We start from the raw sequence: 25,393 nt of genomic DNA on the forward strand, positions 1-25,393 counted from the left end.
TTCGGTCCGCCAGCCGAAGTGGATCCCCGCCCCCGCGAGATCGCCGAGAAAGTCGCTCTCCCCCCGCCCGTCACCCCGGCGCAGGCCGGGGCCGCCATGCTGGCCAGACGCAGCCGGGGATACAGGACTCGATCGCACCGCCTCGCCCGGGCAACTAACCAGTTCCGGCTTTCATCCGCATGACGGGAGGAGTTGGCGCGGCTTGCGCAGAAGGCTTGCGGAGACGGCTTGTGGAGACGGGGGAGGACACGGTGATGACCTCAGTCCGCCGCCACCACCAGGTCGCTCGGCGCAGGACGGCGCGTCAGCCAGATGACACCGATCATCACCACCGCCATCCATCCGCAGATCCAGAACAATTCGAGCGACGACAGCAGATACGACTGGTTGACGATCTGCCGCATCACCGAACCGGCGGCCTGCTGCTGCGTCATTCCGGCATTCTGCAACTGCCCGATCGCCTGCCGGTAGATTGGCGAATAGTCGGTCCCGACCTCCGTCAGCCGCGTCTGGTGCAGCGCCTCGCGCCGGTCCCACGAGGTCGTGATAATCGACGCGGCGAAACTCCCCGCGGTGATGCGCGCGAAGTTCGAGATGCCGCTTGCCGAAGGCACCCGGTCGCCCGGAATGCCGTCGAACGAGATGGTGACGAGCGGCACGAAGAACATGCTCATCGCCAGCCCCTGCAACAACAACGGGAACATCAGCGTCCAGAAACTCGCGTCGGGCGTGTATTGCGACCGCAGGAAATACGAACCGGCAAAGGCGAGGAACGCCATCGTCGTCAGCCAGCGCGGATCGATCTTGAGCCGCCCGACGAACGGCGTCGCTATCACCGCGACGATCCCGCTCGGCGCGGCGACGAACCCAGCCCAGGTCGCGGTGTACCCCATCTGCTCCTGCAGCCACAGCGGGAGCAGCAGGTTGTTCGCGAAGAACAGCGCGTAGCCAAGGCACAACGCCAGCGTCCCGAACGCGAAGTTGCGCCGGCGGAACAGGCTGAGGTCCACCGCAGGGTTACCGTCGGTGATTTCCCAGATCAGCCACGCGGCGAACCCGACCAGTGCGCAGACCAAAAGGATCACGATCAGCGGGTTGTTGAACCAGTCGCGATCCTTGCCGAGATCGAGCATCGTCTGCAGGCTGAACACCCAGAAGGCGAGCAGGATCAGCCCGACTGTATCGATCGGCAATTTGCGCGTCGGGGTCTCGCGGCTCGCGAGCAAGCGCCACGACACGAACGCGCAGGCGATGCCGACGGGGACGTTGATCAGGAAGATCCAGCCCCAATGATAATTGTCCGAGATATAGCCGCCGAGCACCGGCCCGAGCACCGGCGCGGTCAACGTCGTCATCGACCAGATGCTGAGCGCAGTGCCGCGTTTATGTGCCGGAAAGATCGAAATCAGCAGCGCCTGGCTGCCCGGGATCATCGGCCCCGACACCGCGCCCTGCAGGATGCGGAAACCGATCAGCGACGACAGGTCCCACGCGAGGCCGCACAGCAGCGACGCGATCGTGAACAGCACCACCGACACGGTAAAGGTGCGCACCACGCCGAAACGCTGCATCAGCCAGCCGGTGAGTGGGACGGTCACCCCGTTGGCGACCGCGAACGACGTGATCACCCACGTGCCGTTATCGGTCGAGACGCCGAGGTTGCCCGCGATCGTTGGCAGCGAGACGTTGGCGATCGTCCCGTCGAGCACCTGCATGAACGTGCCGAGCGCGAGCGCGATCGAGGTGACCGCAAGTGTCGCGCCGCGAAGCGGGGCCGCCCCCGCGCCGGCGGGTGCGCTCACCGATCGCGCCCGAGGTTTTGGGTGATGATCCGGCGGACCATCGCATCGACTTCAGGGCCACCGTCGAGGCTTTGCTGGACGCCGCCTGCAGGCGCGGTGCTGCCTGCGACCATCGGGCCGGAGAGGTTGGTGGTCGAGACGATCGCATTCACCGAGAGGCCGATCCGCAGCGGATGCGCGCGCAGTTCGGCGGGATCGAGCGCGATCCGCACCGGCACGCGCTGGACGATCTTGATCCAGTTGCCCGAAGCGTTCTGCGGCGGGAGCAGCGAGAAGGCGTTGCCGCTCCCTGCCCCGAGCCCGAGCACCTTGCCGTGGAAGGTAACGGCCTTGCCGTAAACATCGGCGGTGATCGTCACCGGCTGCCCGACGCGGAGATGCTGAAGCTGCGTCTCGCGGAAGTTGGCGTCGATCCACAGGCTGTCGAGCGGCACCACCGCCATCAGCGGGGTTCCGGCGGCAACACGCTGACCGAGCTGGACGGTGCGCTGCGCGACGATCCCCGCGACCGGCGCGACGATCTTCATGTGGCTGCCGTCGATCGCGGCGCGGCGCACGTCGGCGATTGCGGCAAGGACCTGCGGGTTGTTGGCGATGTCGGTGCCGGCGACCGTGCTCGCTGCCTGCGCCTGACGGGCACGGGCGAGCGCAACGGCGGCGCGCGCGGTGGCGATCGCGTCGGACGCGTGCGACAGTTCCTCGCCCGAGATCGCGCCGTCGCGCGCTGCGCCCTGGCGGCGGGTGTAGTCATTCTGCGCGCGCGACAGGTCGGCCTGCGCCTGCGCGATTTCCGCACCCGCCTCGTCGACCTGCGCATGCGTCGAGCGGACTGCGCGGACCGCACGGCCGAGCGCCGCCTCGGCCGCATCCATCTGGACGCCGACCGTGGCCGGGTCGAGATCGATCAGCGGCTGGCCGCGCTTGACCGACTGGGTGTTGTCCGCGTGCAGTGCGAGGACGGTCCCACCGTCGCGTGCCGTCACCGAGACGACGTTGCCCGCGACATAGGCGTCGTCGGTTTCCTCGGTCGCCGGCGCGGTGAACACGCTGATTCCGTACAGGATCAACCCGATCAGCACGACCAGTGCGAGGATCAGGAACCCGATCCGCCGGATCCGCGACCGCCGCTTGATCGCGGGGTCGACCGGCGTGGGGGGCGGTTCGGCGGCGATCGGCTCGGGGCCGACGACGGGGTCGATACGCTCGGCGGTTTCCGCTTCGCGCTTCCAGTCGGTGGGGGTCTGGTCGTTCATGATGCGCTGTCCGCAAGGGCCGCTGCAGGCGGCGGGGAAGGTTCGAAACCACCGCCAAGCGCGGCGATGAGCTGGATGCGACGGGTCAGCGCATCGGACTGGAGCCCGACCAGCGCCTGTTCCGCCTCGAGCAGGCGGAAGCCCGCGTCGATGCTGTCGAGTTGCGAGCCGAGCCCGGTCGAGACACGGACCTGATCGAGCCGCACCGTCTCGCGCAGACCCGCGACGACGCGGCGTTGCGCGAGCGTATCCTGGTCGGTCGAGCGGACCTGAGTCAGCGCATCCGCGGAATCCCGCACCGCGCCGAGCACCGCATCGTCATAAGCGGCGACCGCCTCGTCGAGCGTCGCGGTCGCGCCGCGATATTGCGCCTTGAGCTTGCCGCCCTCGAAGATCGGCACGTGGATCGCCGGGCCTGCGCCATAGGTTCGCGCGCCGAGATCGAAGAAGCTGCCGAGCCCGAGCGCGGCGAAGCCTGCGAGCGCCTGGATGCTGACGTTGGGCAGGAAGTCCGCGCGGGCGACCTTGCGGCCCGCGGCGGCGGAATCGATCCGCGCCTGCCCGGCGAGCAGATCGGGACGCCGCCCGAGCAGGTCGGCCGGAAGTACGTCCGGGACCACCGGCGGCGCATCGAACGCCAGTTTGGGACTGCCGACCTGCGGGTAGAAATCCGCGCCGCGCCCGACCAGAGCGGCGATCGCATGGACGAGCAATTCGCGCTGCGCGACCGCGCGGGTGCGCGCCTGATCGGCTTCGGCGAGCAGCGTCTCGGCCTGGCGCAGCTCGAACTGGCTGGCGAGCTTGTTGCGGATCCGCGAGTTGACGAAGCCCAGCGCCTGCCGCCGCGTCGCGACGAAGCTGTCGGCGACACGGATCAGCTGGTCGGCGCGTGCGAGCCCGACCCAGGCCTGCGCGATCGAGGTCGATACCATCAGCCGCGCCGCCGCCGCATCGAGCGCCGCCGCCGCCACATCGGCGCGCGCGCCAGCCACCAGCGCGCGCTGGCGGCCGAACAGGTCTAGGTTCCAGTTGAGGTTCGCCTGCACCGACGTGGTCGGATAGGCGTTGCCCGCATAAGGCGGCGGGTAAAGCGAGCGCTCCGGGAAGCGCTGATACGTCGACTGGCCGTCGAGCGTCACCTGCGGCAACTGGTCGCCACGCCGCACCCCGAGCGTCGCCTGCGCCATCCGCACCCGCGCAAGCGCGCGGTCGAGCGACGGATTGGCGGCGAAGCCCATCGTTACCAGCGTATCGAGCTGCGGATCCTTGAACGCGGTCCACCAGTCCGCCGCGATCGGCGCGCTGGTGTTGCCGAGACCAAGCGTCGCCGGCTGCACCTGCGCGACCTGCGGCGGATCGTGCGGGACCGCGGCGCAGGACGACAGCAGCACCGCCGCGAGCGATACGAGGCCGATCGCGCGGGTCACTGCACCACCTCCGCCATCGGCGCATCGCCCGCGACGCGTTCCGCGACCGCGAGGACACGCGCGAGCATGTCGACGAATTGCTGCGCCTCCGCCTGGGAGAACTCGGCCATCACTTCGTTCCAGGCACTGACGACATTGTCCTGCAACTTTGCGACGGTTGCGCCGCCGAGATCGGTGGATACGAGGCGAACGACGCGGCGATCCTCGCCGCTGCGGTCGCGCGTCATCAGGCCACGCGTCTCGAGCACGTCGATGAGTCGTGTGGTCGCTCCGGTCGTCAGCCCCAGCTCGCGTGCGAGTTCACCCGCGTTGCCGACCATCCCGTCGCGCACGACCTTGATCGCGACCCATTGCTGATAGGTCAGCTCGCGCCCCTCGATGCGCGATTCGACATAGGCCGACATCGTCTTGTCGAGCCGGCGCAGCAGCCGGCCGGGCGCACGGCTGGCCGCGCAATCCTCGACGTTGAACACCGCCATCTATCTTAGTCCTCATTAGCTGCAGGTGCAGATACATCGTGCGAAGGTATTTGCAAGGTGTTGTATGAAAATGTTGCCGAGTTTGTTGCGGGAGGTGCCCTTGGCGGGCCCGTCGCCCCGTCCCACGCCGGAGCGGCTGCATTCGCGTCACACCGTTTGCCCGTTGCCCGACGGCCCCGGCCTTTGAAGGATTACGGGCGGGCGGAGGATGAACTCGCGTTCACTATATTACCGCCAATTAACACGACCGCGCGCGGTGATCCCGATAGGAGAGCGCCTTCCCGCGACGGGTTGCGGGGGACAGGATACCGATGCTTCCCAGATCCGAACCGTTTCGTCGCCTGTTCCGAAGCCGCCTGCGCAGCGCCGGACTGATCGGCACCGCGCTGGCGTCGATCGCGGCGACCGTGCCCGTCGTCCACCTCACCCCGCAACAGACCAAGGCCCTTGCGATCCGCACGGCGCGCGCCGAGCCAGCCGCCGACATGCCGGTGGCGATCGTCCCGGCCACGGTCCAGCCGCCGCTCGGCGCGCGGCGGGCGGTCGCCGCGCCGTTCCAGGGAATCGTGCGACAAATTTTCGTCGTCCAGGGCCAGCGTGTGCGCGCGGGCCAGCCGCTTGCGGTCGTCGCGAGCCGCGAAGTGCTCCAGACCGGCGCCGAACTCGCCCGCGCCCGCGCGCGCGCGCAGCTCGCCGGATCGACCGCCGCGCGCACCGCCGCGCTCGCACGGGCCGGCGTGATCGCCGAAGCCCGCTCGGAAGAGGCCAAGGCCGCGGCTTATGAAGCGCGCACCGTCGCGACCGAGAACGCGCGCATCCTCGCGCTCGGCGGCGCGGACGGGCGGTCGGGCACCTATACGCTCCGCGCGCCGATCGCGGGAACGGTCAGCAGCATGGCGATCCAGGCGGGCGGGACGCTCGACGGGATGGCCGCGCCGTTCGTGATCGATGCCACCGGCCAATATGCGCTGACCGCGCAACTTCCCGAACGCTATGCCGGGCAGGTCCGCAGCGGGATGCGCGTGGTCGTCGCGCCCAACATTTCCGGCAAGATCGTCGCGGTCGGCACCACCGTGGATCCCGCGACGCGCTCGCTGTCGATCGGCGCCACCCTTCCCGGCGGCCCCGGCATCGTGCTCGGCCGCGCGCTGTCGGCGACGATCCTCGCGCCGCCCCCGACCGGTGCGGTGCAGATCCCCGCGGGCGCGCTGACCAGCTATCAGGGCCGCTGGTACGTGTTCGTCGTCACGCCGCGCGGCTATGTGCCGCGCCGCGTCGAGATCGCCGGGCGCAATGCGCAGCGCGCGGTCATCTCCACCGGACTGCAGCGCGGCGAGACGGTCGCCACGACCGGCGTCACCGAACTCAAGTCGCTGGTCACCAAGCGCTGATGCTGCGGACGCTGGTCGCCTGGGCGCTGTCGGCGCGGCTCGCGGTGATCGCGCTCGCGGCGATCCTCGTCGCGCTCGGGGTGATGGCGTATCGCGCGCTCCCGATCGACGCCTATCCCGATATCTCGTCGACCCAGGTCAAGATGATCCTGAAGGCGCCTGGGATGACTCCGGAAGAGGTCGAGACCCGCGTCGTCACGCCGATCGAGACCGAGATGCTCGGTATCCCGAAGCAGGCGATCCTGCGCTCGACCGCCAAATATGCGATCGCCGACGTCACGATCGATTTCCAGGACGGCACCGACATCTACTGGGCGCGCCAGCAGGTCGCGGAACGGCTGACCGGGGTGATGGCGGACCTGCCGCCCGGCGTCACCGGCGGCCTCGCGCCGATCTCGACCCCGCTCAGCGACGTCTACATGTTCACGATCGAGGGACCGCTCTCGCTCACCCAAAAGCGCACGCTGCTCGACTGGACGCTGCGGCCGGCGCTGCGCACCGTCCCCGGGGTCGCCGACGTCAATTCGCTCGGCGGCCTTGCCGAGAGTTTCGAGATCAAGCCCGATGCCAATGCGCTGGCGGCGGCGGGGATCACGATCGCCGATCTCAAGACCGCGATCATGAACAACAACCGCAACGACGGCGCGGGCCGCCTGACCGAGGGCGAGGAAGCGCTGATCGTCCGCGCGACGGGCGCGGTCGAGGCGCCCGAGGACGTCGCGCAGATCGTCATCAAGTCAGGCCCCACCGGCATCACCCGCGTCGGCGACGTCGCGCAGGTCGTGACCGGATCGCTGACCCGCTACGGCGCCGTCACCCGCTCGGGTCGCGGCGAGGCGGTCGAGGGGCTGGTCATCGCGCTGAAGGGTGCGGACGCGAGCAAGGTGGTCGAGGGCGTGCGTGCCAAGCTGGCGGGCGTCACGCTGCCCAAGGGCACGCATCTCAACGTCTTCTACGATCGCTCGCAGCTGATCCACAGCGCGGTGTCGACGGTCGAGGAAGCACTGCTCGAGGCGACGGTGATCGTCATCGTGCTGCTGCTGATCTTCCTCGGCGACTGGCGCGCGGCGTTGATCGTCGCGTCCACCTTGCCGCTCGCCGCGCTGATCACCTTCATCCTGATGCGCGCGTTCGGCGTCACCGCCAACCTGATGAGCCTCGGCGGACTCGCCATCGCGATCGGTCTGCTGGTCGACGGGTCGGTCGTCGTGGTCGAGAATATCGTCGAGCGGATCGCCGATCCCAAGCTCAAGCCCGAGCGCCGGCTGCACCGCATCTTCGTCGCGGTCGGCGAGGTGATCGTTCCGGTGAGCGCAGGCATCGTGATCATCGCGCTGGTGTTCCTCCCGCTGCTGTCGCTGCAGGGGCTGGAGGGCAAGTTGTTCGCGCCGGTCGCGCTGACGATCGTGTTCGCGCTCGCCGGGTCGCTGCTCGTCGCGCTGACGCTGGTGCCGGTGCTTGGCTCCTACGGGCTCAAGGCGCATTCGGCCGACGACAAGGAACCGTGGGTGATGCGCCACGTCCGCCCTGCTTATACCAGGGCGCTGGATGCGGCGTTCGGGCACAAGGCAATCGTCGGGATCGGCGCGGGCGTGTTGCTGGCGATCGCGGTCGTCGCCTATCTGATGGTCGGCAAGACCTTCATGCCGACGCTCGACGAGGGTTCGGTCGTGATGCAGCTCACCAAGCTGCCGTCGATCGGGCTCGACCACAGCCTCGCCGACGACATGGCCGCGCAGCGCGCGGTGATGCGCGCGGTGCCCGAGGTGACCAACATCGTCTCGCGCACCGGATCGGACCAGATCGGGCTTGACCCGATGGGGCTGAACGAGACCGACAGCTACGTCACGCTGAAACCGCGTGGCGACTGGCGCAAGGGCGACAAGGAATGGCTCGTCACGCAGATGCGCGACGCGATGAACGGGCTCCCGGGCGTCCAGCCGAGCTTCACCCAGCCGATCGAGATGCGCGTGTCGGAAATGCTGACCGGGTCGCGCGGCGATCTCGCGCTCAAGATCTTCGGGACCGACAATGACCAGCTCGCGCAGATCGCGGGCAAGATGAAGGCGTTGATCGCCGCGACCAAGGGCGCGACCGACGTCCAGACGCTGGCGGAGGATCACGTCAATTATCTCGAGCTCGGGATCGACCGGCTTGCCGCGGGCAATGCCGGGATCCCGGTGTCGGACGTGCAGGACGCCCTGCGCGCGCAACTCGAGGGGCTCGACGCCGGCGTCGCGCGGATCGGGCAGCGCCGCGTGCCGATCACGATCCGCGGCAGCGACGACATCCGCCAGAGCCCGACCGCGTTCGAGGACCTGCTGGTGCGCTCCCCTACCGGTACGCTCGCGCATGTCAGCGACCTCGCGCATGTCTCGCGCAAGGATGGACCGGTACTGATCACGCATGAGGACGGGCAACGCTACGCGCTGGTGCAGGCCTCGGTCACCGGCCGCGATCTCGTCGGCTTCGTGCAGGAAGTGCAGCAGAAGGCGCAACAGCAGGTCAAGCTGCCGGGTGGCTATCACTTCGTCTGGGGCGGGCAGTTCGAGAACCAGCGCCGCGCGTCGCAGCGGCTGATGATCGTCATCCCGATCGCACTCGCGCTGATCCTGCTCGTGCTGTTTGCCACGCTGCGGTCGATGCGGGCGGCGCTGCTGATCCTCGCCAACATTCCCTTCGCGATGGTCGGCGGGATCGTCGCCTTGCTGATCACGTCCAGCTATCTTTCGGTCCCCGCTTCGGTCGGCTTCATCGCTTTGCTCGGGATCGCGGTGCTCAACGGGCTGGTGATGGTCTCGCACATCCGCGACCTGCGCGACGACGGGCGCTCGCTGCACGATGCGGTCCGCGACGGCGCGGAGCGGCGGTTGCGGCCGGTGCTGATGACCGCGACGATCACCGCGGTCGGGCTGGTGCCCGTGCTGTTCGCGACCGGACCGGGGTCGGAGATCCAGCGGCCGCTCGCGATCGTCGTGATCGGCGGGTTGATCACGTCGACGCTGCTGACGCTGATCCTGCTGCCGATCCTGTACGAACGCTTCGGGGAGGCGAAGGAATGACCCTGCTGATCGAAATCCTGTGCCTTCCCGACGATGCCGACGACCTGATCGTTGCCCTCTGCGAGGGCGGGATCGACACGTGGATCGCGACCTATCCGATCGAGATCGCCCCGGAGCACCTGCGCGACGCGAGCGTTCGCGAGCAGGTAACCGGGCGCCAGAAGCGGACCGTGCTGCGCTTCACCGCCGAGGAGTCCGCGGTCGATGTCGTTCGCGACGTGGTCGAGGACGGCACGATCTGGCACGCCGTCGCGCTGGCGGCAAAGGCATGATCGGGCGCTTTGCCCTGCTGCTGTGCGTCGCGACCCCGGCGCTTGCGCAAAGCACGACGCCCGCAATGCCGACGCAAGTGATCGACGCGGCCGATGCCGCGCTTCCCCCGCTCGCCGCGGTGTCCGAGGCGCTCGACAACAGCCCGTCGGTGCGCGAGGCGGCGGCGCGCGTCGACGCCGCGCGCGGCCATGCCGGCGTGCTGAGCGCGGGCCCGCACGAGTTCACCGCGACCGGCTCCTACGTCCGCCGCCGGGTGACGGGCGAGACGACCTACAACGAATTTGACATGACCGTGCTCAAGCCGTTCCGCCTGCCGGGCAAGGCCGCGCTCGACCGCGCGGCGGGAACCTATGAGATCAAGGCGGCGCGCAACATGTTCGCCGATGCGCGGCATCAGGCCGCTCTGACGCTGGCGTCGGGGTGGTTCGACTGGCTGGCCGCGCACGAACGCGTGACGATCGCGCAGCGCGCGCTCGACGTGCAGCAGCGGATTACGACCGGCATCGGACTACAGGTCCGCTACAAGGATGCGAGCCGGCTCGATGCCGACCGTGCAACGTTGGAACTGGAGACCGCACGGAGCGAACTGGCCGACGCAAGTGGCGCGGAAGCGGCGGCAGCCGCGACGCTGCGCGCGATGTTCCCCACGCTCGAACTGCCAAGCGAGATCCCGTCCCCGCAACCGATCCGCGCCACCCCGGAGCAGCTCGCCGGCTGGCGCGACGACATTCTCGGCGACAGCCACGAGATCCGCGCGGCCGAGGCGACCGCGCAGCAATATCATGCGCTGGCGACCCGCGCCCGGCTGGATCGGCGCGCGGATCCCTCGGTCGGGGGGCGCGCGTTCAGCGAGCGCGGCGGCAACGAGGTCGGCGTCGGCGTGGTCGGGGTGTTGCCGTTCGGCGGGCGCTTCCGCAAGCCGGCGGCGGACCAGGCGCTGGCAGAGGCGGGCGCGGCCGACCAGGCGCTCGCGCGGGTTCGGCGCGAGATCCTCGCGACCGCCGATACCGATCTGGTCCAGGCGCGCGCGGGATATGCGCTGTTGGAGTCGGCACAGCGCGCGGTGGTCGCGGCGCGGGCGGCGATGGCAAAGCTCGAGGAAGGGCGGCGGCTGGGCGGGGTCGATCTGTCCGCGCTGCTGTACGCGCAGCGGCAGGTGCGCGATGCGGAGAAGATCGAGGCCGAGGCGCGGGCGCGGGCGGCGCGGTCGGTCGCTAAGCTGCGGATCGACGCGCATCGGCTCTGGGCGCCGGCCGAGGCCGACGACTGAAGGGGATTTGCGGGTTTTCGCCAGGGAACAGGCAGGTTTGTGCCGGTTCCCGCCCACCGGCAACGCAGGAAAGCCTTTACGGCGCGCTACCGAGTATAGGCCACGGGCGTCACAACCGGGCTGGTATCGGTGCCCCCATCATCGCCCGCACCGTCAACCGGCATCGCCAGTTCGACCGATTCATCGGTCACCGTGACCCGCGCGCCAAGTCTGGTGATGCCGTACAGCCGCTTGGCAAAGGCGATCGGCACGCGAACGCATCCGTGCGACGCCGCATATCCCGGGTCGCGCCCCGCATGGATCGCAACGCCGTCCCACGTCAGTCGCTGCATGAACGGCATCGGCGCAGCGTCATAGATACTTGATGTGTGATCGACCTCCTTCTGCAGGATCGTGAACTCGCCGGTTGGCGTCTCATGCCCTTCCTTGCCGGTCGACACGGCAGACACGGCGATGAGCCGGTTGCCGCGATAGACGAACAGCTTCTGGTCGAACAGGCTGACCACGATCCTGACTCCGGAGGCTTCGATCGCGGCGTTGCTCCACAGGTAATCCCCCGCCGTCATGGTCGCGATAGCGTCGCTGGTCGGCACGGTAGTGCGCGCCTGCACCGCTACGGGCAACACGGCCAAGCCGACAGTGATCACCGCGACGGCAAGGCCGCGGCGCGGATGGATCGAGACCATGTCGCACCTCTAGATCAGGATTAAGCCGGAAATTCTCGCGAAACCGCAAGCGACTCGTTGATGGATCTCCAACGCGACGGGTTGACTTTTGCTCCAAGCCAAAATCCGTCCCACTTTGCGACGAAGTGCCCAGGACTCACGATGGAACCCGGTCAAGAACGGGATCTAATGGTGTCGGTTAAGACACCGATACCCATTTCCATGCTATAGAATTTACCATCCAACGTTGAGGGACATGTTCCAAACCGTGCAAGATCAACCTCTTATGCTTACGCGCCGGGCTTTCGGCGGCTCTGCGCTGACGCTGCTCGGCGCCTCGACCATCGTTCCCGCACGGGCGCAGGCGCCCGTTTTCGCGCGCGGCCCGGCGCCCGCGACGATCCAGCCGCTCGCCTCACGGCGGGTCGTGCGTCCCGATCTGCTTCGCCATGCGCTCGCTGCCTTGCAGCGCCATGGTTCGCAAATTCCGTATCACGATCGTATCGCCATCGCGGATTTCTCGCTGCCGTCGTCACAGCCGCGCTTCTACCTCGTCGACATGGCAAACGGCATGGCCACGACCCTGCTCGTCGCGCATGGCAGCGGCAGCGACCCGTCGCACACCGGTTATCTGCAGCGTTTTTCGAACAGCCAGGGTTCGAACGCATCCAGTGAAGGCGCGTTCGTCGCGTCCGATTATTACGTTGGCAAGCACGGCCGTTCGCAACGGCTGGTCGGGCTGGACTCGACCAACTGCAACGCGCTCCAGCGCGCGCTGGTCGTGCACTCGGCATGGTATGCGGACCCCGACATGGTGCGTACGCATGGCCAGCTCGGTCGCAGTCAGGGCTGCTTCGCGGTCAGCGAAGGCGATCTCGACCAGGTGTTCGCGCGGCTTGGCCAGGGGCGCATGATCTACTCGGCGAAGGTCTGAGCGAACCGGGCCGGTTTGGCCGCAGCATGACAGGAAGTTCATGCGGGTGATGGTCCGTCGTCATCGATGCCGGCGCAGGATTGGAATCCACCAGTGTTGAGGGATTTCATGTACAAGATCTTTGCTCCAGCGCTCGCTGTCGCCGCCCTTGCCGTCAGCGGCGTGGCACTCGACGCGCCTGCCTCTGCCAAGGGCTGCATCCGCGGCGCGGTTGCCGGCGGCGTTGCGGGCCATTACGCGCACCATCACGCCATCGCCGGCGCCGCGGCGGGCTGCGTGACCGCGCATTATTACTACAAGCACAAGGCCAAGGCCGCCGCCGCCGCACAGGCCAACGCGGCGCACCGCTAAGGTCCGGCATCGTCCCCACGCCCGTTTCGTCCAATTCGCTCGCGCGGGGAATACGGAGCCGGCGTGGGGCCGCTCCTACGCTATCCGGAGGCTGACCATGGCGCGCAAACGGACGATCCGCAGTGGCTTGCGGATGATGACAGCTCTTGCTCTCGGCCTGAGCACGGTCCCCGCGTCGGCGGGCACCGTCGCGCTGACGTTCGACGACCTTCCGGTGTTCGGCAAGATGACCTCGGCCGCAGATGGCGCGGTCGTCACCGATACGTTGCTCGCCGGCCTCAGGCGCAACCATTTCAAGGCAACCGGCTTCGTCAACGAGGTCCAGCTCGCCGCGCCCGACCATGCGCAACGCGTCCAGCTGCTCGTGCGCTGGCTCGATGCCGGAATGGACCTCGGCAATCACAGTTATTCGCACCTGTCGCTCAATGCGGTCCCGGTCGAGGCCTATATCGCGGACGTCGCGCACGGCGCGCAGGAAACGTCCGCGTTGCTCGGCGCGCGCGGGCGGCAGGAGCGGTGGTACCGGTATCCCTATCTCGAAACCGGGCTGACGATGGCGGCGCGCCAACGGTTCGAAGGCTGGCTCAGGACGCATGGCTATCGCGTCGCGCCGGTGACGATGGAGAATTCCGACTGGCGCTTCGCCGCGCCATATGACGACGCGATGGCGCGCGGCGACCATGCCGAGGCGCGGCGGATCCAGCAGGCCTATCTCGCTTTTACCCGCCGGATCGTGGCCTGGTATCAGCAAGCCGGGCGCGCGCTGCTCGGCCGCGAGCCCGCGTTCGTCTTTCTGCTTCACGCAAGCCGGCTCAACGCCGCGAGCATCGACTCGCTCGCCGCGATCCTGCGCGCGCAGCATCTGCGGGTCGTCCCGCTCGATACCGCGATGCGTGATCCCGCCTATGCGATTCCCGATACCTATGTCGGGCCCAATGGCGACGGATGGCTCGACCGCTGGGCGCTGACGCTCCACCGGTCGTTGCCGTACGGCTCGGTCCCGACCGTACCGCAGACGATCGCGACCTACGATGCGCGGCTCGAGGGCGCGACCGATCCCCGCGCAGCGGCGGCGTCATGAGCGGGCGCGGTCTTCTCGTTGGCCTTATGCTGACGCTGGGCGTGGCAACCGTATCGGTCCCGGTACAGGCAACGCCCTCCCCCTGGCCGGCGGGTGTCGCGCTGCCTGCCGGCGAACCGCTCGATGAATCCTATCGCCAGGAATTCGGCGTATGCGACCGTGCCGACCGCTTCCACGGCCATGCCGTCCATGGCTGCCGCAACGACCCGAACGCGGTCACCGCGCTCCGCCGCCTGCCGGGCGGGGCGATCGCCTATGTCGCGAAGCTCGCGGTCGATCTCGACGGATCGCCGTTCGCATGCAGCCCCGATCATGGCGCGATGGACCAATGCCCGACGTCGCTGATGCTCCCCGACGGCAAGGGTGGCGAAATCCCGGTCGATGCGGACAAGATCCCCTATGTGGTCATTCCGTGGGAGGGGCCGCATGACGAAAAGGGACGCTTCACCAAGCTGACCGGGGTCGATGTCGGCGATTTCGGCGTGGTGATCGCGCATGGCCGGACGATCCCGGTGATCGTCGCGGATACCGGACCGTTCGAGAAACTGGGCGAGGGATCGCTCGCGCTGCACCGCGCGCTGGGGCGTGAACTGTGTATCGCGCGGAGCAACGCGGGAACGTGCCGCCGCGTGATCGAGCGGATGGAGAGCATCGGCGGCGACGTCACCACCGTGCTGTTCCCGCACAGCGCGCGCGAGGGAGTCACCCCCGCCAATATCGCGCAGATCGTGCGCGAAGAAGGGCTGCGACGCTGGCAGGCGTTTCAATCCAACGGATAGCGCATCGAATGGCGGGTAACAGCCCGTCACCCCGGCAAAGGCCGAGGTGACGGCAGCGTTCGCCACCCCGACCGAGGACATCGCGCTCTACCCCGTTACACTTCGATCCCGATCTTGCCGAAGTGCCCCCCGCTCGTCTCGTAGCGGAAGGCCTCCGCCAACTGCTCCAGCGGGAAGCGACGATCGACCACCGGCCGGATCCCGCTGGCGTCGAGCGCGCGGACGAATTCCTGTTGCTCGCGACGGCTACCGACGATCAGGCCCTGCAGGCGTGCCTGCCTGGACATCAGCGCCGCGGTCGGCACCTCGCCCGCACCGCCCGTCAGCACGCCGATCAGCGAGATATGCCCGCCGACGCGCACCGCCTCGATCGATTGCGCGAGCGTACCTGGGCCACCGACCTCGACGACATGATCGACCCCGCGTCCGCCGGTCCAATCGGCGATCGCCTTGCCCCATCCCGGCGTGGTGCCATAATTGAGGCAGAAGTCCGCCCCCAGCGCCTTCGCGCGCGCGAGCTTTTCGTCGGAGGAGGAGGTGATCGCGACCACCGCGCCCATCATCTTGGCGATCTGCAGCGCCCAGATCGACACCCCGCCGGTGCCGAGCAGCAACACGGTATCCCCGGCCTTTAGCTTGCCGTCGACGACCAGCGCGCGCCATGCGGTCAGCCCGGCGGTGGTGATCGTCGCCGCCTCGACCGCGTCATAGCCCTTGGGCGCACGAGTGAATGCGGTCGCCGGCAATACCACCGCGTCGCGCGCGAAGCCGTCGATCCCGTCACCGGGGGTGCGGCTGAAATCGCCGACGGTCGGCGTACCGTCCTGCCAATCGGGGAAGAAGCACGACACGACCATGTCGCCGACCGCAAATTCGCTGACGTCCGCGCCGATGGCCTCGACCGTGCCCGCGCCATCGGCCAGCGGAATCCGCCCCGATGCCTCGCCCATCCGTCCGGTCACCACGCCGAGGTCATGGAAGTTGAGCGAGCTGCCCTGCACCTTGACGCGGATCTCGCCCGGTCCCGGCTGCCCCGGATCCTCGCGTTCGCCCGCTGCCAGCTGGTCGAGGTTCATCGGGTTGCCTACAATCATCGTCCGCATCATGATCTCCTTTGCGGGCACACCGGCCCGTCGCTGGGCGCTCAACGCCCCGGGACTGGGACCGCTCCCATAAAAGCGGTGAACTCCCGGGCGGATCGGCCGTTGTGTCGCCGAACCCATCCTGCATCAGCAAGAGTATCTGCGCATGACCTTCTCCCCATCCCCCGTCTGGCTGGTAACGGGTTGCTCGACCGGTTTCGGACGTGATCTCGCCAAGCTGATCGTCGATCGCGGCTGGCGCCTTGTCGCGACCGCGCGCGACGCCGACCGTGTCGCCGACCTCGCCGACGCCGCCCCCGACCGCGTCCTCGCGCTGGCGCTCGACGTGACCAAGCAAGACCAGATCGACGCGGTGGTGCAGGCAGCGGCCGAGAAGTTCGGGCGGATCGACGTGCTCGTCAACAATGCCGGCTATGGCTATCAGAGCACGATCGAGGAAGGCGTCGAGGCGGAGATCCGCAACCAGTTCGACGCCAACGTCTTCGGCCTGTTCGCGATGACGCGCGCGGTGCTGCCGCACATGCGCGCGCAGAAGAGCGGGCATGTCATCAATATCACCTCGGTCGCGGGGTTCGTCGGCTTTCCGGGGTCGGGCTATTATGCCGCATCGAAGCATGCGGTCGAAGGCTTCTCGGACGCGCTGCTCGCCGAGGTCGGGCCGCTCGGGATCGACGTCAGCTGTGTCGAGCCGGGGCCGTTCCGCACCGACTGGGCCGGCCGATCGCTCCAGCAGACCGAGAGCCGCATCGCCGATTATGCCGACACCGCCGCCAAGCGCCTTGCGGATACGCGCAGCGGGAGCGGCAAGCAGGCGGGCGACCCCGTCCGCGCGGGCGAGGCGATGATCGCGCTGACGGTCGATCCCAACCCGCCGCGGCACCTGGTGCTCGGCAAATGGGGGTATGACATGGTGACGGACAAGCTAAAGGCGCGCCTGACCGAGATCGAGCAGCATCGCGACGCGAGCCTGGCAGCGGATTTTCCGGAAGGCTGAGCGCGGCTACTTGCCGCGCATTCGTGTGATGACAGGAACCCAGGGTTGAGGACGGTGACAGACGTTGCGTCCGGAACGCCCGGGTTCCTGCCCGCGCAGCAACTGGGGGGAATGCGTCAACCGCCGCCACGGTGTTTTACGTCCGTCTCCGTCCCCCCGCAGGTCAGTGACAGCCGGCCCGAAATCCGCGGCCGTGGCGGCGCGCGCCGGGCGTGATCATCCTCCTGCTCCGCTGGGCGACGCGGCAGCAGCAGCCGCACCCGCTTCATCACGCCGCACGCCGTGGCGCGACCGGCGCCATCCAGAACGGCAGACGCTGGTGCCCGAGCATCGCCTCGGGCGACACGCGTTCCGCCACCACCGCGAACCGGTCGCCATCGACCAGCACCTCGGGCACCAGCGCGCGGCAATTGTAGGTCGACGCCATCGTCGCGCCATAGGCCCCGACCGTCTTGAACACCGCGAGATCCCCGGCACGCACGCAGTCGATCTCGCGCGCGGTCGCGAAGGTATCCCCGCTTTCGCAGACCGCGCCGGCAATGTTCGCGGTCATCCGTCCCCCCGTCGGCACGACGCTCGCGAAGTCGTGGAACGCGTCGTACAGCGCGGGCCGTGCGAGGTCGTTCATCGCGGCGTCGACGATGACGAAAGGATGCGTCGCCCCCGGCTTGACCCAGGTCACCTCGGTCAGCAGCACGCCCGCCGCCGCCGCGATGAAGCGGCCCGGCTCGAACGTCAGCGTGACGCCCCAATCGCGCGTGACGCGCTCGACGATCGCTCCATAGGCTGCAACGCTCGGCACAGCGTCCGCAGGTGCATAGGCAACGCCGAGCCCGCCCCCCAGATCGACATGGTCCATCCGGTGCCCCGCCGCGCGCAGCGTCGCGATCAGCGTACCCACGCGCCGATAGGCGATTTCGAGCGGACCGAGGTCGCTCAACTGGCTGCCGATGTGGATCGCGATCCCACGCAGGTCGAGCCCATCCAAGGCCGCAAGCCGCGCGTAGATCGCGGCGGCATCCTGCCAGGCGACTCCGAACTTGTTCTGCTTGCGTCCGGTGGAGATCTTGGCGTGTGTCCCGGCATCGACGTCCGGGTTGACGCGCAGCACTGCGGCCGCGCGGATCCCGCGTGCCGAGGCGAGCGCGGCGAGCATCTGCCCCTCCTCCTCCAACTCGAGGTTGAACTGGCCGATCCCGGCATCCAGCGCGGCGGCGAGTTCGTAGCGAGTCTTGCCGACCCCTGAATAGACGATCGCGGCGGCGGGCATTCCGGCCGCGAGCGCGTGGAGCATCTCGCCGCCCGAGACGATATCGGCGCCATAGCCCTCCGCCGCGAGCAGCCGCAGCACCGCCAGATTGGGGTTGGCCTTGACCGCAAACGCCAGCCGCTTGCGCGGAACGCCGGCGAGCGCCGCAGAAAACGCGCGCGCAGCGGCCCGCATTGCGGCACTCGAATAGACATAGGCCGGTGTGCCAACCGCCCGCGCGATGACCGGCAGCGGAACGCCCTCGGCATGGAGCACGCCGTCGTGCAGCGCGAACGGCTCCGCGGGCCGACTTGGTTTATCCACGGCGCCCGTCCATCCGGCGGGACCGGCGTGCATGAATCGACTGGGGCAGGCTGCGGTGGCGGCTGCGCTCGACCCGGAAGGCGGCGGGAACGCGCTTGCCCTGCACGACCAGCACGAACCCGAACAGCGCGAGGAGGAACCCGGCCAGTCCCGGCACCGAGCTTTCCCCGAGCCGGCTGCTCACCCCGATCGCCGCCCCCGCGACGAACAGCGCAACCCCCAGGCTGCGCCACGCAATATCGCGCTGGGTCATGCCACCTTCCCCAAGGCGCCGACGTCCGTGGCAGCGGGGTCCGCGATCAACGTCCGTCCAGCGCAGGCGACCACGCGCGCCGCCGCGACGTCGCCCGACGGGCCGTGCCACAGCACGATATCGGCAGGCAGCGCGCATTCCGTCTCCAGCGCCGCGACGAGATCCCCCGTCTCGAACGCAATGCCAATGGCGGGATCGTGCAATCGTGCGGCCGTCACCCGCGCCCGCGCGACGTCGCGCGGCGCGGTGTCGATCCCACGTGCCTCGATCGCGGTGAAGCCGAGCGCACGGGCATGACGCACCGCGCACAGCAACAGCGTACCGCGGCCGCAGTCGGCATCGACGATGCGCACACTCCGGCGGTTGCGCGCGCGCAGCGCGGACAGCGCGGCGGACACCGCCGACCAGCGCGGATCGCGCGACGGCGCGGAATGCCGCGCGAGCGACGTCCGACGCGGTCCTGGGACGGCGCGCGCGCGGACGGGCGCGGCGACGCAATGATCAGCCAGATGAGTCATGGAATTGTCCTGGAATATGAGGCGTGCCGGCGCGATCAGGCGGCGTGGCGCAGATGCTGCGCATTTTCCCACGGCTCGACCCGCGCGAACGAGATCGTCGGGACGAGCGGGGTTTCGACGCGCACGATGGTCGCGCCGCGGAGCGAATGGCCTTCGCTGCGCGCAAACGCCATCGCCGCGGCCTGCGAAATGAAGCGTCCCTCGAGGCGTCCGCCGCTATCCTGGACGAGCCAGTGTCCCGCGGTATCCTGCCCGACTTTCAGCACGCACGAGGGTTGGTCGGGCTCCGGATCGATGGTCGAAAGCATGGCACGGCTCCTGCGCCCGATCCTGCCGCGCCGCCGATGAAACCCGGCGGCCACGCGATCGGGCTGGCCTTCAGATAGGCCTGCCGCGCATTAAGGTTCGAGATCGATCCGGCGGGGTAGGCATAAAGACCCCGTATAGATCAGGCGGTCGTCAGCACGCCCTGGAACACCTGGTCATCGAGCGCCTGCCCTGCCCCGATCGCGACGCAGGTCAGCGCGTTCTCGGCGACGATCACTGGCAGCCCGGTCGCCTCCGACAACACTGTGTCGAGCCCGGCGAGCAGGCTCCCGCCCCCGGTCATCACGATCCCGCGATCGAAAATGTCCGCCGCCAGTTCCGGCTCGGTCTTCTCGAGCGCGGAAAGCACCGCCTCGATCACCTGCCCGACCAGATCGGCGAGCGCTTGCGCGATCTCGGCCTGGTTGACGGTGATCTCGCTCGGCACGCCGTTAAGCAGGTCGCGTCCGCGCACGCGCATTTCCTTGCCGACGCCATCCTCGGGCATCAGGGCGGTGCCGATCGCGAACTTGATCTGCTCGGCGGTCGCCTCGCCGATCATCAGATTGTGCTTGCGGCGGATGCTGGAGGCGATCGCATCGTCCATCCGGTCTCCGCCGACGCGCACCGACGTGCTGTACGCGAGCCCGCGGAGCGACAGGATCGCGACCTCGGTCGTGCCGCCGCCGATATCCACCACCATCGCGCCGATCGGCTCGGCGACCGGGAGCCCCGCGCCGATCGCGGCGGCCATCGATTCCTCGATCAGATGGACCTTGCGCGCTCCCGCGTTCATCGTCGCCTGGCGGATCGCGCGGCGTTCGACCGGGGTTGCGCCCGACGGGATACAGATGACGATCTCGGGCCCGCGCGACAGCCAGTTGCGCCCGCCGTTCACCTTCTCGATGAAATGCTTGATCATCTGTTCGGCGACATCGATGTCCGCGATCACGCCGTCGCGCATCGGGCGGATCGTGCGGATCGCGTCCGGGGTCTTGCCGAGCATCAGCTTGGCCTCCGCGCCGATCGCGCGGACGCGTTGCACACCGTCGAGCGTCTCGAGCGCGACGACGGAGGGTTCGTTCAGGACGATCCCCTTTTCGCGCAGGTAGATGACGGTATTCACGGTGCCGAGGTCGATCGCCAGGTCGCTGGAGGAAGGTGACAACAGGCGAGACAAGCGCATGGGCATACAATCTTCAAAACGTCGGGAAGTACAGGCCCCCCGGGGCGAACGGAATGTCCTTCGCCGTGGTCCCCAGTACGCGGGCGGTCAAGCCCGTCTGCGTCAAAACGACCGTTGGCGGCGTTCCGTCGTCTTCGCCGGGCCGTTGGTCGCAACGATGCCACCGTTCATCCGACGGCGCAATCGGATCGGCCTCGTCTCAGCTGCGCAGCGGGGGGGTACGGTCATGCACCCCCACGGATCGACGAACATTGGTACCCCGTGCGACATGTTGGGGGAACCTCCCAAACCATCGATCCTGCGCTCTTCCGCGATATTCCCCGATCCCTGTGTGTTAGGCAAATGGCACACTAATCGCATTGCCATCGGCAGCGCCCCGAATGGTCGGTGCGCAATGTCGATCGGGACCTGCATGAAACATTTCGCACTGGTTGCCGCCGCAAGCGTGGCGCTGGCATGGTCTGCAACGGCATCGGCCGCGCATCACCGCAGGACTGTCACCGATGCGTACCGGGTCCAATACGCCGGAACGCGCGACGTCTATTGCCTCCGTGCGTTTGCCGATCCGGCGCCGGCCGATCCCACGCCGCGGAACGCTGGCGATCTTTGCCGCGCTCGCGCGACATGGGCCCGGGACGGGATCCAGATCCACGATCCGCAGCGCGACCCGGTCGCGACGGCGCGCCGCTGACGGCATCCCGCCCGGGTCTCAGGCGGCGATCGCGTCGTCCTCCAGCAGCGCCAGGAACTGCGCCAGCGGGACCGGACGGCTGATGAAATAGCCCTGGATCACATCGCATCCGCAGGCCTTGAGGAACGCCAGGCAGTCGGCATCCTCGACGCCTTCGGCCACGACCTTGAGGCCGAGATCGTGCGCCAGTTCGATCGTCGAGCGGACGAGCACGCCGTCGTTGCGGTTGCGGTGCGCATGCTGGACAAAACTGCGATCGATCTTGAGCTCACTCAACGGCAGCTGGCGCAGGTAGGTCAGCGTCGATTGCCCGGTCCCGTAATCGTCCATCGACACTGCGATGCCGAGCGCGCGATAACGTTCGAGCGCGGCGATCGCGCTGGCCGGATCCGACATGGCGGCGGACTCCGTCACTTCGAAGATCAGCGCCGTCGCGGGGACGCCCGACGTGCGCAGAATGTCCGCGACCGTGGCGTTGAACGCCGCATCCGACAACAGCTTGGCCGAGATATTGACCGCTGCGGTGATCGACCCGTGGCTCACGCGCCAGTCCGCCAGATCGCGCACCACGCTGCGCAGCACGTGCAGCGTCAGCGGCCCGATCCGGTTGGTCCGCTCGGCCAGCGGAATGAACGTGTCGGGGCCGATGAAACCGTGGTCGGGATGCCGCCACCGCACCAGTGCCTCGGTGCTGGTGATGCGGCCAAGCGCAAGGTGGTATTTGGGTTGATAGAACACCTCGACATGCCCCGCTTCCAGCGCGGCGTCGAGATCGCCCATCAGCGAGATCGACCGTTCCAGGTCCTGGTCGTCGACCACGCTGTGCCGCCACAACACGCCCGCGCGCGACGCCGCGTCGGCCGCGAGCGCCGCATCGACCAGCAGGCGTTCCCGGCTGGCGCTCTGGCCGGTGGCGACCCCGATCGACACGGCAACGTCGACCCGGCGCCCAGCCACCTCGACCGGCTGGAGCAGAAGCGCGCGCAGACCATCGAGGCTATCGTCGACCGGTTCGCCGGACGGGAGCAGGAAAGCCAGGTGCCGGTCGGCCGTGCGATACAGCCGCTGCTCCTGAGCGATCAGCGCAAGCCGCTCGGACACGCGCAGGATGACGTCGCCAACGCGTTCCGACCCGAGCACCGCGAGCAGGCTGTCGTGATTGTTGAGCTGCGCCACCACCAGCGTGGTTGCCATATCCTGCGCAACCGGCGCCAGCAACGATCGCGCATTGGGCAAGCCGGTCGATTCGTCGAACAGCCGCTGGGTGCGGAAACGGCCGGCGATCTCGCGTCCACCACAGGCCGCACCGGTCAGCGCAACCATCGTGAGCGCCGCGCACAACGGATAGGTGACTTGCACCCAATGCTGCGCGATCAATACGATGGCAAGAATGCCCGCTAGCGCCGCGATCGTGCCGATCAGCAGGGTGATCCCGGAACGCAAACGCACGATCCCCAGCGCACTCAGCAGGGCCAGCGCGAACGGCACGATCCACGATCCCCACACGGGCACGCCGCGCAAGAGCGTCTCGGCGGCGATGGCCTGGACGATGACCCCGGGAATGACCCCCCATTGCGGGGTCGCATAGCGGTCGCCCATCTCGATCGCGGTCGCACCGATCAGGATGTTGCGGCCCCGCACCGCTTGCGGGTCGAACCGTCCGTCGCGGACATCGATGAAGCTCAGCCGCGGGATCGTTGCAGGATCGATCGCCATGTCGATCGGGAAATCCGCGCCCGCGGTTCCCGAGCGTTGCGCGATATAGGCCGATAGTGACGGGCGGGGCGTTCCCACCGTCATCGTCGCAAACGGCATGGATCGCACCTGCCCGTCCGGGTCGGGCGCGATGCTGACCGACGCCAGCGCGACGTGTGGCCGCAACGGCGCGATCGGCAGCGCATCGACGATACGGTCCTGCCGCGAGTTCGCCGACTGACCGAACGTGGGGAGCGCGACCTTACCGTCGGCCCGGGCCAGCGCCGCGGCGAGCGCCTGGTCGCCGGCAGCGTCCGATGCGGAGGACAAGTCGACGTCGAACACGATCGAGCTCGCGCCCGCCGCGCGCAAATGGTCGACCACGGCGGCATAATTGGCGCGCGACCACGGCCAGCGCTTGATCGCCGCGGCGCTTTGCGCATCCATCTCGACCACCAGCACGCGGCCGCTCGCCGCGCGGTGGACCACGCCGAAACGCGCGGACGACAGGATCCGGTCGAACGCCGCGCCCGTCGGGCTGAACGCCAGAACGATTCCCACGAGCAGGACGACTGCCAGGATCACCGCGCTCGACCAGCGCCGCCCCTCCCGCACGAGCGCGCGTTGCATCAGAACACCCGGGACAGTCGAAAGGACAGGCGCGGATTGCGGTTGCCGGTATCGAACCGGTCTGCGTTGAGCGGGAACGCCAGTTCGACCATCCCGTCGACGCGTACACGACCGAGCCGCAGCCCCGTCGCGGTCGACAGCAGGGCGCCCCCGCCCCGCCCATCGCGCAGGTTGCCGACATAGCCGCCATCGATCGATCCGTAGAACTGCAATCGGTCGATGATACCGGGCAGCACCGCACCGGCATCCGCCCGAAACTCCCCCGCCCCAAGGATCCCGTCGTCCCCGGTGCGCTCCGCATAGTCATAGGCACGCCCGAACGCAGGGCCGCCCGCCCCGATCTCCATCGTGGCGAGCAACGGACGCGACGCGAGTTGCGCTTCGGACGACAGGACAAGGCTGAAGTGCCGGGCCAGCGGCTTGGCCCAATCGAGCGCATAGCCCCAGGTGACGAAGCGGGCATCGCCGTCGCTTCGCGACGTTCGCGCATCGCCTTCGTGCGTCACACCCGGGATCGGCAAGCCGACCACCATCGCCACTTCGCCGGTCAGCACGCCCCCGCCCGCAGCGGTCGAGCCGTTCACCGAACCCGTCAGCGTTGCCAGCCGGTCGTTGCGGAACGCGCTGCCGAGCAAGGTCTGGTCACTCCGCAATCCGCGAAACTCGACGTTCGCCCAAAGACTGCGCGTCCGGCTTCGCACCAGCGGCGTGGATGCGCGCACCGCCGCATCGATGCTTTCCCCCACGACGTTCAGCGCGGAAAGCGCCGCCCCGGGGTTGGCGCGGCCATAGGAGGCGGAGGCGGACAGCACGCTGCCGTCCGCATCCACCGGCGCGCTGTAGCGCGCCCGCACGAAGACGAATTCGGACGGCTGAAACGGCGTCTGCGACGACAGCAGGCCCAGTTCGTCGCCCGGCTGAAACACGCCGCGCGCGTTTGCCAGCAGCGTCGTCCGAATCGGGCCGATCTCCTTGCTGCCGCGATTGTCGACTTGCGCATAGGCGCTCAGCCGGTCTTCCGCGATCGTCACCAGCAGGATCCCGAAGCCGTCCTGTCGAATGAGCTGGCTGGTCTTGACCGACACCCCGGGAATATCGCCGACGAGCAGGATCGCGCGCTCCAGGGCTTCGCGCCGAACCGGCTGCCCGGTCACCAGCGCCCGCGTCAGGATCCGGTCGGCAAGCGCGTTGACCGCGCCGATCACGCGGACCGCCGAGATGGTGCCGGCGTCCAGGCGGACGTGCAGAACGCCGCTGGCGAGAGCCTGTGGGGCGACATATGCGCTCGCGAACGGAAACCCCGCCTTGCGCGCCGAATCGGCAACCGCGCGGGACAACGCGGCGAGATCGTCGCGCGCCAGATTCCGCCCGATATACGGCACGATCGCGGAACTGAACGCGCTGCGCGGGACCTCCGGCGCACCATCCACGACGATCGCGGCCGCGACCCATGGCGCGGCCTCGAGCGGCGGCGCGACGTGTGCCGCGGGGCCGGTGATGATGGGTGTTTCGGGGGCGCTCTCGGGTTGACCGGGCCGTGGCAACGCCCGCTCGAGGATCGACGGGTCCGCCTGATTCAACCGTGTCTGCGCCTGGGCCACCGCCCCCGGCCACACGGCGGCCGTCACGCCAACAAATCCGCAAGCTGCCCCAAAACGCATTCGAAATCCTTCTCTG

The 25,393-nt window shown here is 68.5% G+C and carries 23 protein-coding genes; 10 read left to right on the forward strand and 13 right to left on the reverse strand.

The features are described 5' to 3' along the window. Positions 1-260: 260 nt before the first annotated feature. The 4 genes from L8G49_RS04400 to L8G49_RS04415 are packed head-to-tail and all read right to left on the reverse strand — an operon-like array spanning position 261 to position 4,961. Positions 261-1,802 (reverse strand): DHA2 family efflux MFS transporter permease subunit, encoded by a 1,542-nt coding sequence (locus tag L8G49_RS04400; protein ID WP_242182713.1) that lies wholly within the window; start codon positions 1,800-1,802, stop codon positions 261-263. Further along, the gene (locus L8G49_RS04405) at positions 1,799-3,055 is read right to left on the reverse strand and encodes an HlyD family efflux transporter periplasmic adaptor subunit (protein ID WP_242182715.1); all 1,257 of its coding nucleotides are present in this window, start codon (positions 3,053-3,055) and stop codon (positions 1,799-1,801) included. Before L8G49_RS04405 ends, L8G49_RS04400 begins: the two co-directional genes overlap by 4 nt. Further along, the gene (locus L8G49_RS04410) at positions 3,052-4,482 is read right to left on the reverse strand and encodes an efflux transporter outer membrane subunit (RefSeq protein ID WP_242182717.1); all 1,431 of its coding nucleotides are present in this window, start codon (positions 4,480-4,482) and stop codon (positions 3,052-3,054) included. Before L8G49_RS04410 ends, L8G49_RS04405 begins: the two co-directional genes overlap by 4 nt. After that, positions 4,479-4,961, reverse strand: coding sequence for a MarR family transcriptional regulator (locus L8G49_RS04415; RefSeq protein WP_242182719.1), 483 nt, complete (start codon positions 4,959-4,961; stop codon positions 4,479-4,481). Before L8G49_RS04415 ends, L8G49_RS04410 begins: the two co-directional genes overlap by 4 nt. A 311-nt stretch (positions 4,962-5,272) precedes the next feature. On the opposite strand from L8G49_RS04415, the gene L8G49_RS04420 reads away from it, so the two are divergent. The 4 genes from L8G49_RS04420 to L8G49_RS04435 are packed head-to-tail and all read left to right on the forward strand — an operon-like array spanning position 5,273 to position 10,957. Then, positions 5,273-6,352, forward strand: a complete 1,080-nt coding sequence (locus L8G49_RS04420; protein WP_242137793.1) for an efflux RND transporter periplasmic adaptor subunit — start codon at positions 5,273-5,275, stop codon at positions 6,350-6,352. Further along, the gene (locus L8G49_RS04425) at positions 6,352-9,414 is read left to right on the forward strand and encodes a CusA/CzcA family heavy metal efflux RND transporter (protein ID WP_242182721.1); all 3,063 of its coding nucleotides are present in this window, start codon (positions 6,352-6,354) and stop codon (positions 9,412-9,414) included. The genes L8G49_RS04420 and L8G49_RS04425 overlap by 1 nt, the downstream gene beginning before the upstream one ends. After that, positions 9,411-9,686, forward strand: coding sequence for a hypothetical protein (locus tag L8G49_RS04430; protein ID WP_242137795.1), 276 nt, complete (start codon positions 9,411-9,413; stop codon positions 9,684-9,686). Before L8G49_RS04425 ends, L8G49_RS04430 begins: the two co-directional genes overlap by 4 nt. Continuing rightward, positions 9,683-10,957 carry a TolC family protein gene (locus L8G49_RS04435; protein ID WP_242137796.1) on the forward strand — a complete coding sequence of 425 codons (1,275 nt, stop codon included), beginning with the start codon at positions 9,683-9,685 and terminating at the stop codon, positions 10,955-10,957. The genes L8G49_RS04430 and L8G49_RS04435 overlap by 4 nt, the downstream gene beginning before the upstream one ends. 86 nt (positions 10,958-11,043) lie before the next feature. Here L8G49_RS04435 and L8G49_RS04440 read toward each other — a convergent pair whose 3' ends face one another. After that, positions 11,044-11,643: a L,D-transpeptidase family protein gene (locus L8G49_RS04440; protein ID WP_242137797.1), complete on the reverse strand. Its 600-nt coding sequence runs from the start codon at positions 11,641-11,643 to the stop codon at positions 11,044-11,046. Positions 11,644-11,908: 265 nt separating this feature from the next. Here L8G49_RS04440 and L8G49_RS04445 point away from each other — a divergent pair, with 265 nt between their 5' ends. From L8G49_RS04445 to L8G49_RS04460, 4 genes are all read left to right on the forward strand, one after another. Next, positions 11,909-12,556 carry a murein L,D-transpeptidase catalytic domain family protein gene (locus L8G49_RS04445; protein ID WP_242182723.1) on the forward strand — a complete coding sequence of 216 codons (648 nt, stop codon included), beginning with the start codon at positions 11,909-11,911 and terminating at the stop codon, positions 12,554-12,556. Between the two features lie 108 nt (positions 12,557-12,664). Beyond that, positions 12,665-12,907 (forward strand): hypothetical protein, encoded by a 243-nt coding sequence (locus tag L8G49_RS04450; protein ID WP_242137799.1) that lies wholly within the window; start codon positions 12,665-12,667, stop codon positions 12,905-12,907. A 97-nt stretch (positions 12,908-13,004) separates the two neighbouring features. Further along, positions 13,005-13,988 carry a polysaccharide deacetylase family protein gene (locus tag L8G49_RS04455; protein ID WP_242137800.1) on the forward strand — a complete coding sequence of 328 codons (984 nt, stop codon included), beginning with the start codon at positions 13,005-13,007 and terminating at the stop codon, positions 13,986-13,988. After that, the gene (locus L8G49_RS04460; RefSeq protein ID WP_242137801.1) at positions 13,985-14,767 is read left to right on the forward strand and encodes a glycoside hydrolase family 75 protein; all 783 of its coding nucleotides are present in this window, start codon (positions 13,985-13,987) and stop codon (positions 14,765-14,767) included. The genes L8G49_RS04455 and L8G49_RS04460 overlap by 4 nt, the downstream gene beginning before the upstream one ends. Before the next feature lie 95 nt (positions 14,768-14,862). Here the strand turns inward: L8G49_RS04460 and L8G49_RS04465 are convergent, their stop codons facing one another. After that, positions 14,863-15,870: an NAD(P)-dependent alcohol dehydrogenase gene (locus tag L8G49_RS04465; protein ID WP_242137901.1), complete on the reverse strand. Its 1,008-nt coding sequence runs from the start codon at positions 15,868-15,870 to the stop codon at positions 14,863-14,865. Positions 15,871-16,015: 145 nt separating this feature from the next. Here L8G49_RS04465 and L8G49_RS04470 point away from each other — a divergent pair, with 145 nt between their 5' ends. After that, complete coding sequence (locus tag L8G49_RS04470; protein WP_242182725.1) at positions 16,016-16,864, forward strand: oxidoreductase; 849 nt, start codon at positions 16,016-16,018, stop codon at positions 16,862-16,864. 268 nt (positions 16,865-17,132) lie between these two features. On the opposite strand, the gene lysA is transcribed toward L8G49_RS04470, so the two are convergent. The 5 genes from lysA to L8G49_RS04495 form a co-directional block, all read right to left on the reverse strand. Then, positions 17,133-18,437, reverse strand: coding sequence for a diaminopimelate decarboxylase (lysA, locus tag L8G49_RS04475; protein WP_242182727.1), 1,305 nt, complete (start codon positions 18,435-18,437; stop codon positions 17,133-17,135). Next, positions 18,430-18,690, reverse strand: coding sequence for a hypothetical protein (locus tag L8G49_RS04480; protein ID WP_242137804.1), 261 nt, complete (start codon positions 18,688-18,690; stop codon positions 18,430-18,432). Before L8G49_RS04480 ends, lysA begins: the two co-directional genes overlap by 8 nt. Next, positions 18,687-19,208, reverse strand: coding sequence for an SAM-dependent methyltransferase (locus tag L8G49_RS04485; RefSeq protein WP_242182729.1), 522 nt, complete (start codon positions 19,206-19,208; stop codon positions 18,687-18,689). Before L8G49_RS04485 ends, L8G49_RS04480 begins: the two co-directional genes overlap by 4 nt. 35 nt (positions 19,209-19,243) lie before the next feature. Then, positions 19,244-19,516 carry a hypothetical protein gene (locus L8G49_RS04490; RefSeq protein WP_242137806.1) on the reverse strand — a complete coding sequence of 91 codons (273 nt, stop codon included), beginning with the start codon at positions 19,514-19,516 and terminating at the stop codon, positions 19,244-19,246. 140 nt (positions 19,517-19,656) lie between these two features. Further along, positions 19,657-20,700 carry a rod shape-determining protein gene (locus L8G49_RS04495; protein WP_242137807.1) on the reverse strand — a complete coding sequence of 348 codons (1,044 nt, stop codon included), beginning with the start codon at positions 20,698-20,700 and terminating at the stop codon, positions 19,657-19,659. Positions 20,701-21,094: 394 nt separating this feature from the next. Here L8G49_RS04495 and L8G49_RS04500 point away from each other — a divergent pair, with 394 nt between their 5' ends. Then, complete coding sequence (locus L8G49_RS04500; RefSeq protein ID WP_242182731.1) at positions 21,095-21,391, forward strand: hypothetical protein; 297 nt, start codon at positions 21,095-21,097, stop codon at positions 21,389-21,391. Positions 21,392-21,409: 18 nt separating this feature from the next. Here the strand turns inward: L8G49_RS04500 and L8G49_RS04505 are convergent, their stop codons facing one another. Further along, the gene (locus L8G49_RS04505; RefSeq protein WP_242182733.1) at positions 21,410-23,716 is read right to left on the reverse strand and encodes an EAL domain-containing protein; all 2,307 of its coding nucleotides are present in this window, start codon (positions 23,714-23,716) and stop codon (positions 21,410-21,412) included. Then, on the reverse strand, positions 23,716-25,344 hold the full coding sequence (locus L8G49_RS04510) for a ShlB/FhaC/HecB family hemolysin secretion/activation protein (protein WP_242182735.1): 1,629 nt from the start codon (positions 25,342-25,344) through the stop codon (positions 23,716-23,718). Before L8G49_RS04510 ends, L8G49_RS04505 begins: the two co-directional genes overlap by 1 nt. Between the last annotated feature and the right edge of the window lie 49 nt (positions 25,345-25,393).

This window comes from Sphingomonas sp. CARO-RG-8B-R24-01 (genome assembly GCF_022662295.1).
GTDB lineage: Bacteria > Pseudomonadota > Alphaproteobacteria > Sphingomonadales > Sphingomonadaceae > Sphingomonas.

Excerpts from the sequence above, each read along its gene's own strand:
- L8G49_RS04405 (WP_242182715.1), bottom strand. The coding sequence starts at position 3,055 with ATGAACGACCAGACCCCCACCGACTGGAAGCGCGAAGCGGAAACCGCC.
- L8G49_RS04415 (WP_242182719.1), bottom strand. The coding sequence starts at position 4,961 with ATGGCGGTGTTCAACGTCGAGGATTGCGCGGCCAGCCGTGCGCCCGGC.
- L8G49_RS04420 (WP_242137793.1), top strand. The coding sequence starts at position 5,273 with ATGCTTCCCAGATCCGAACCGTTTCGTCGCCTGTTCCGAAGCCGCCTG.
- L8G49_RS04425 (WP_242182721.1), top strand. The coding sequence starts at position 6,352 with ATGCTGCGGACGCTGGTCGCCTGGGCGCTGTCGGCGCGGCTCGCGGTG.
- L8G49_RS04430 (WP_242137795.1), top strand. The coding sequence starts at position 9,411 with ATGACCCTGCTGATCGAAATCCTGTGCCTTCCCGACGATGCCGACGAC.
- L8G49_RS04435 (WP_242137796.1), top strand. The coding sequence starts at position 9,683 with ATGATCGGGCGCTTTGCCCTGCTGCTGTGCGTCGCGACCCCGGCGCTT.
- L8G49_RS04440 (WP_242137797.1), bottom strand. The coding sequence starts at position 11,643 with ATGGTCTCGATCCATCCGCGCCGCGGCCTTGCCGTCGCGGTGATCACT.
- L8G49_RS04445 (WP_242182723.1), top strand. The coding sequence starts at position 11,909 with ATGCTTACGCGCCGGGCTTTCGGCGGCTCTGCGCTGACGCTGCTCGGC.
- L8G49_RS04450 (WP_242137799.1), top strand. The coding sequence starts at position 12,665 with ATGTACAAGATCTTTGCTCCAGCGCTCGCTGTCGCCGCCCTTGCCGTC.
- L8G49_RS04455 (WP_242137800.1), top strand. The coding sequence starts at position 13,005 with ATGGCGCGCAAACGGACGATCCGCAGTGGCTTGCGGATGATGACAGCT.
- L8G49_RS04460 (WP_242137801.1), top strand. The coding sequence starts at position 13,985 with ATGAGCGGGCGCGGTCTTCTCGTTGGCCTTATGCTGACGCTGGGCGTG.
- L8G49_RS04465 (WP_242137901.1), bottom strand. The coding sequence starts at position 15,870 with ATGCGGACGATGATTGTAGGCAACCCGATGAACCTCGACCAGCTGGCA.
- L8G49_RS04470 (WP_242182725.1), top strand. The coding sequence starts at position 16,016 with ATGACCTTCTCCCCATCCCCCGTCTGGCTGGTAACGGGTTGCTCGACC.
- L8G49_RS04480 (WP_242137804.1), bottom strand. The coding sequence starts at position 18,690 with ATGACCCAGCGCGATATTGCGTGGCGCAGCCTGGGGGTTGCGCTGTTC.
- L8G49_RS04485 (WP_242182729.1), bottom strand. The coding sequence starts at position 19,208 with ATGACTCATCTGGCTGATCATTGCGTCGCCGCGCCCGTCCGCGCGCGC.
- L8G49_RS04490 (WP_242137806.1), bottom strand. The coding sequence starts at position 19,516 with ATGCTTTCGACCATCGATCCGGAGCCCGACCAACCCTCGTGCGTGCTG.
- L8G49_RS04495 (WP_242137807.1), bottom strand. The coding sequence starts at position 20,700 with ATGCGCTTGTCTCGCCTGTTGTCACCTTCCTCCAGCGACCTGGCGATC.
- L8G49_RS04500 (WP_242182731.1), top strand. The coding sequence starts at position 21,095 with ATGTCGATCGGGACCTGCATGAAACATTTCGCACTGGTTGCCGCCGCA.
- L8G49_RS04505 (WP_242182733.1), bottom strand. The coding sequence starts at position 23,716 with ATGCAACGCGCGCTCGTGCGGGAGGGGCGGCGCTGGTCGAGCGCGGTG.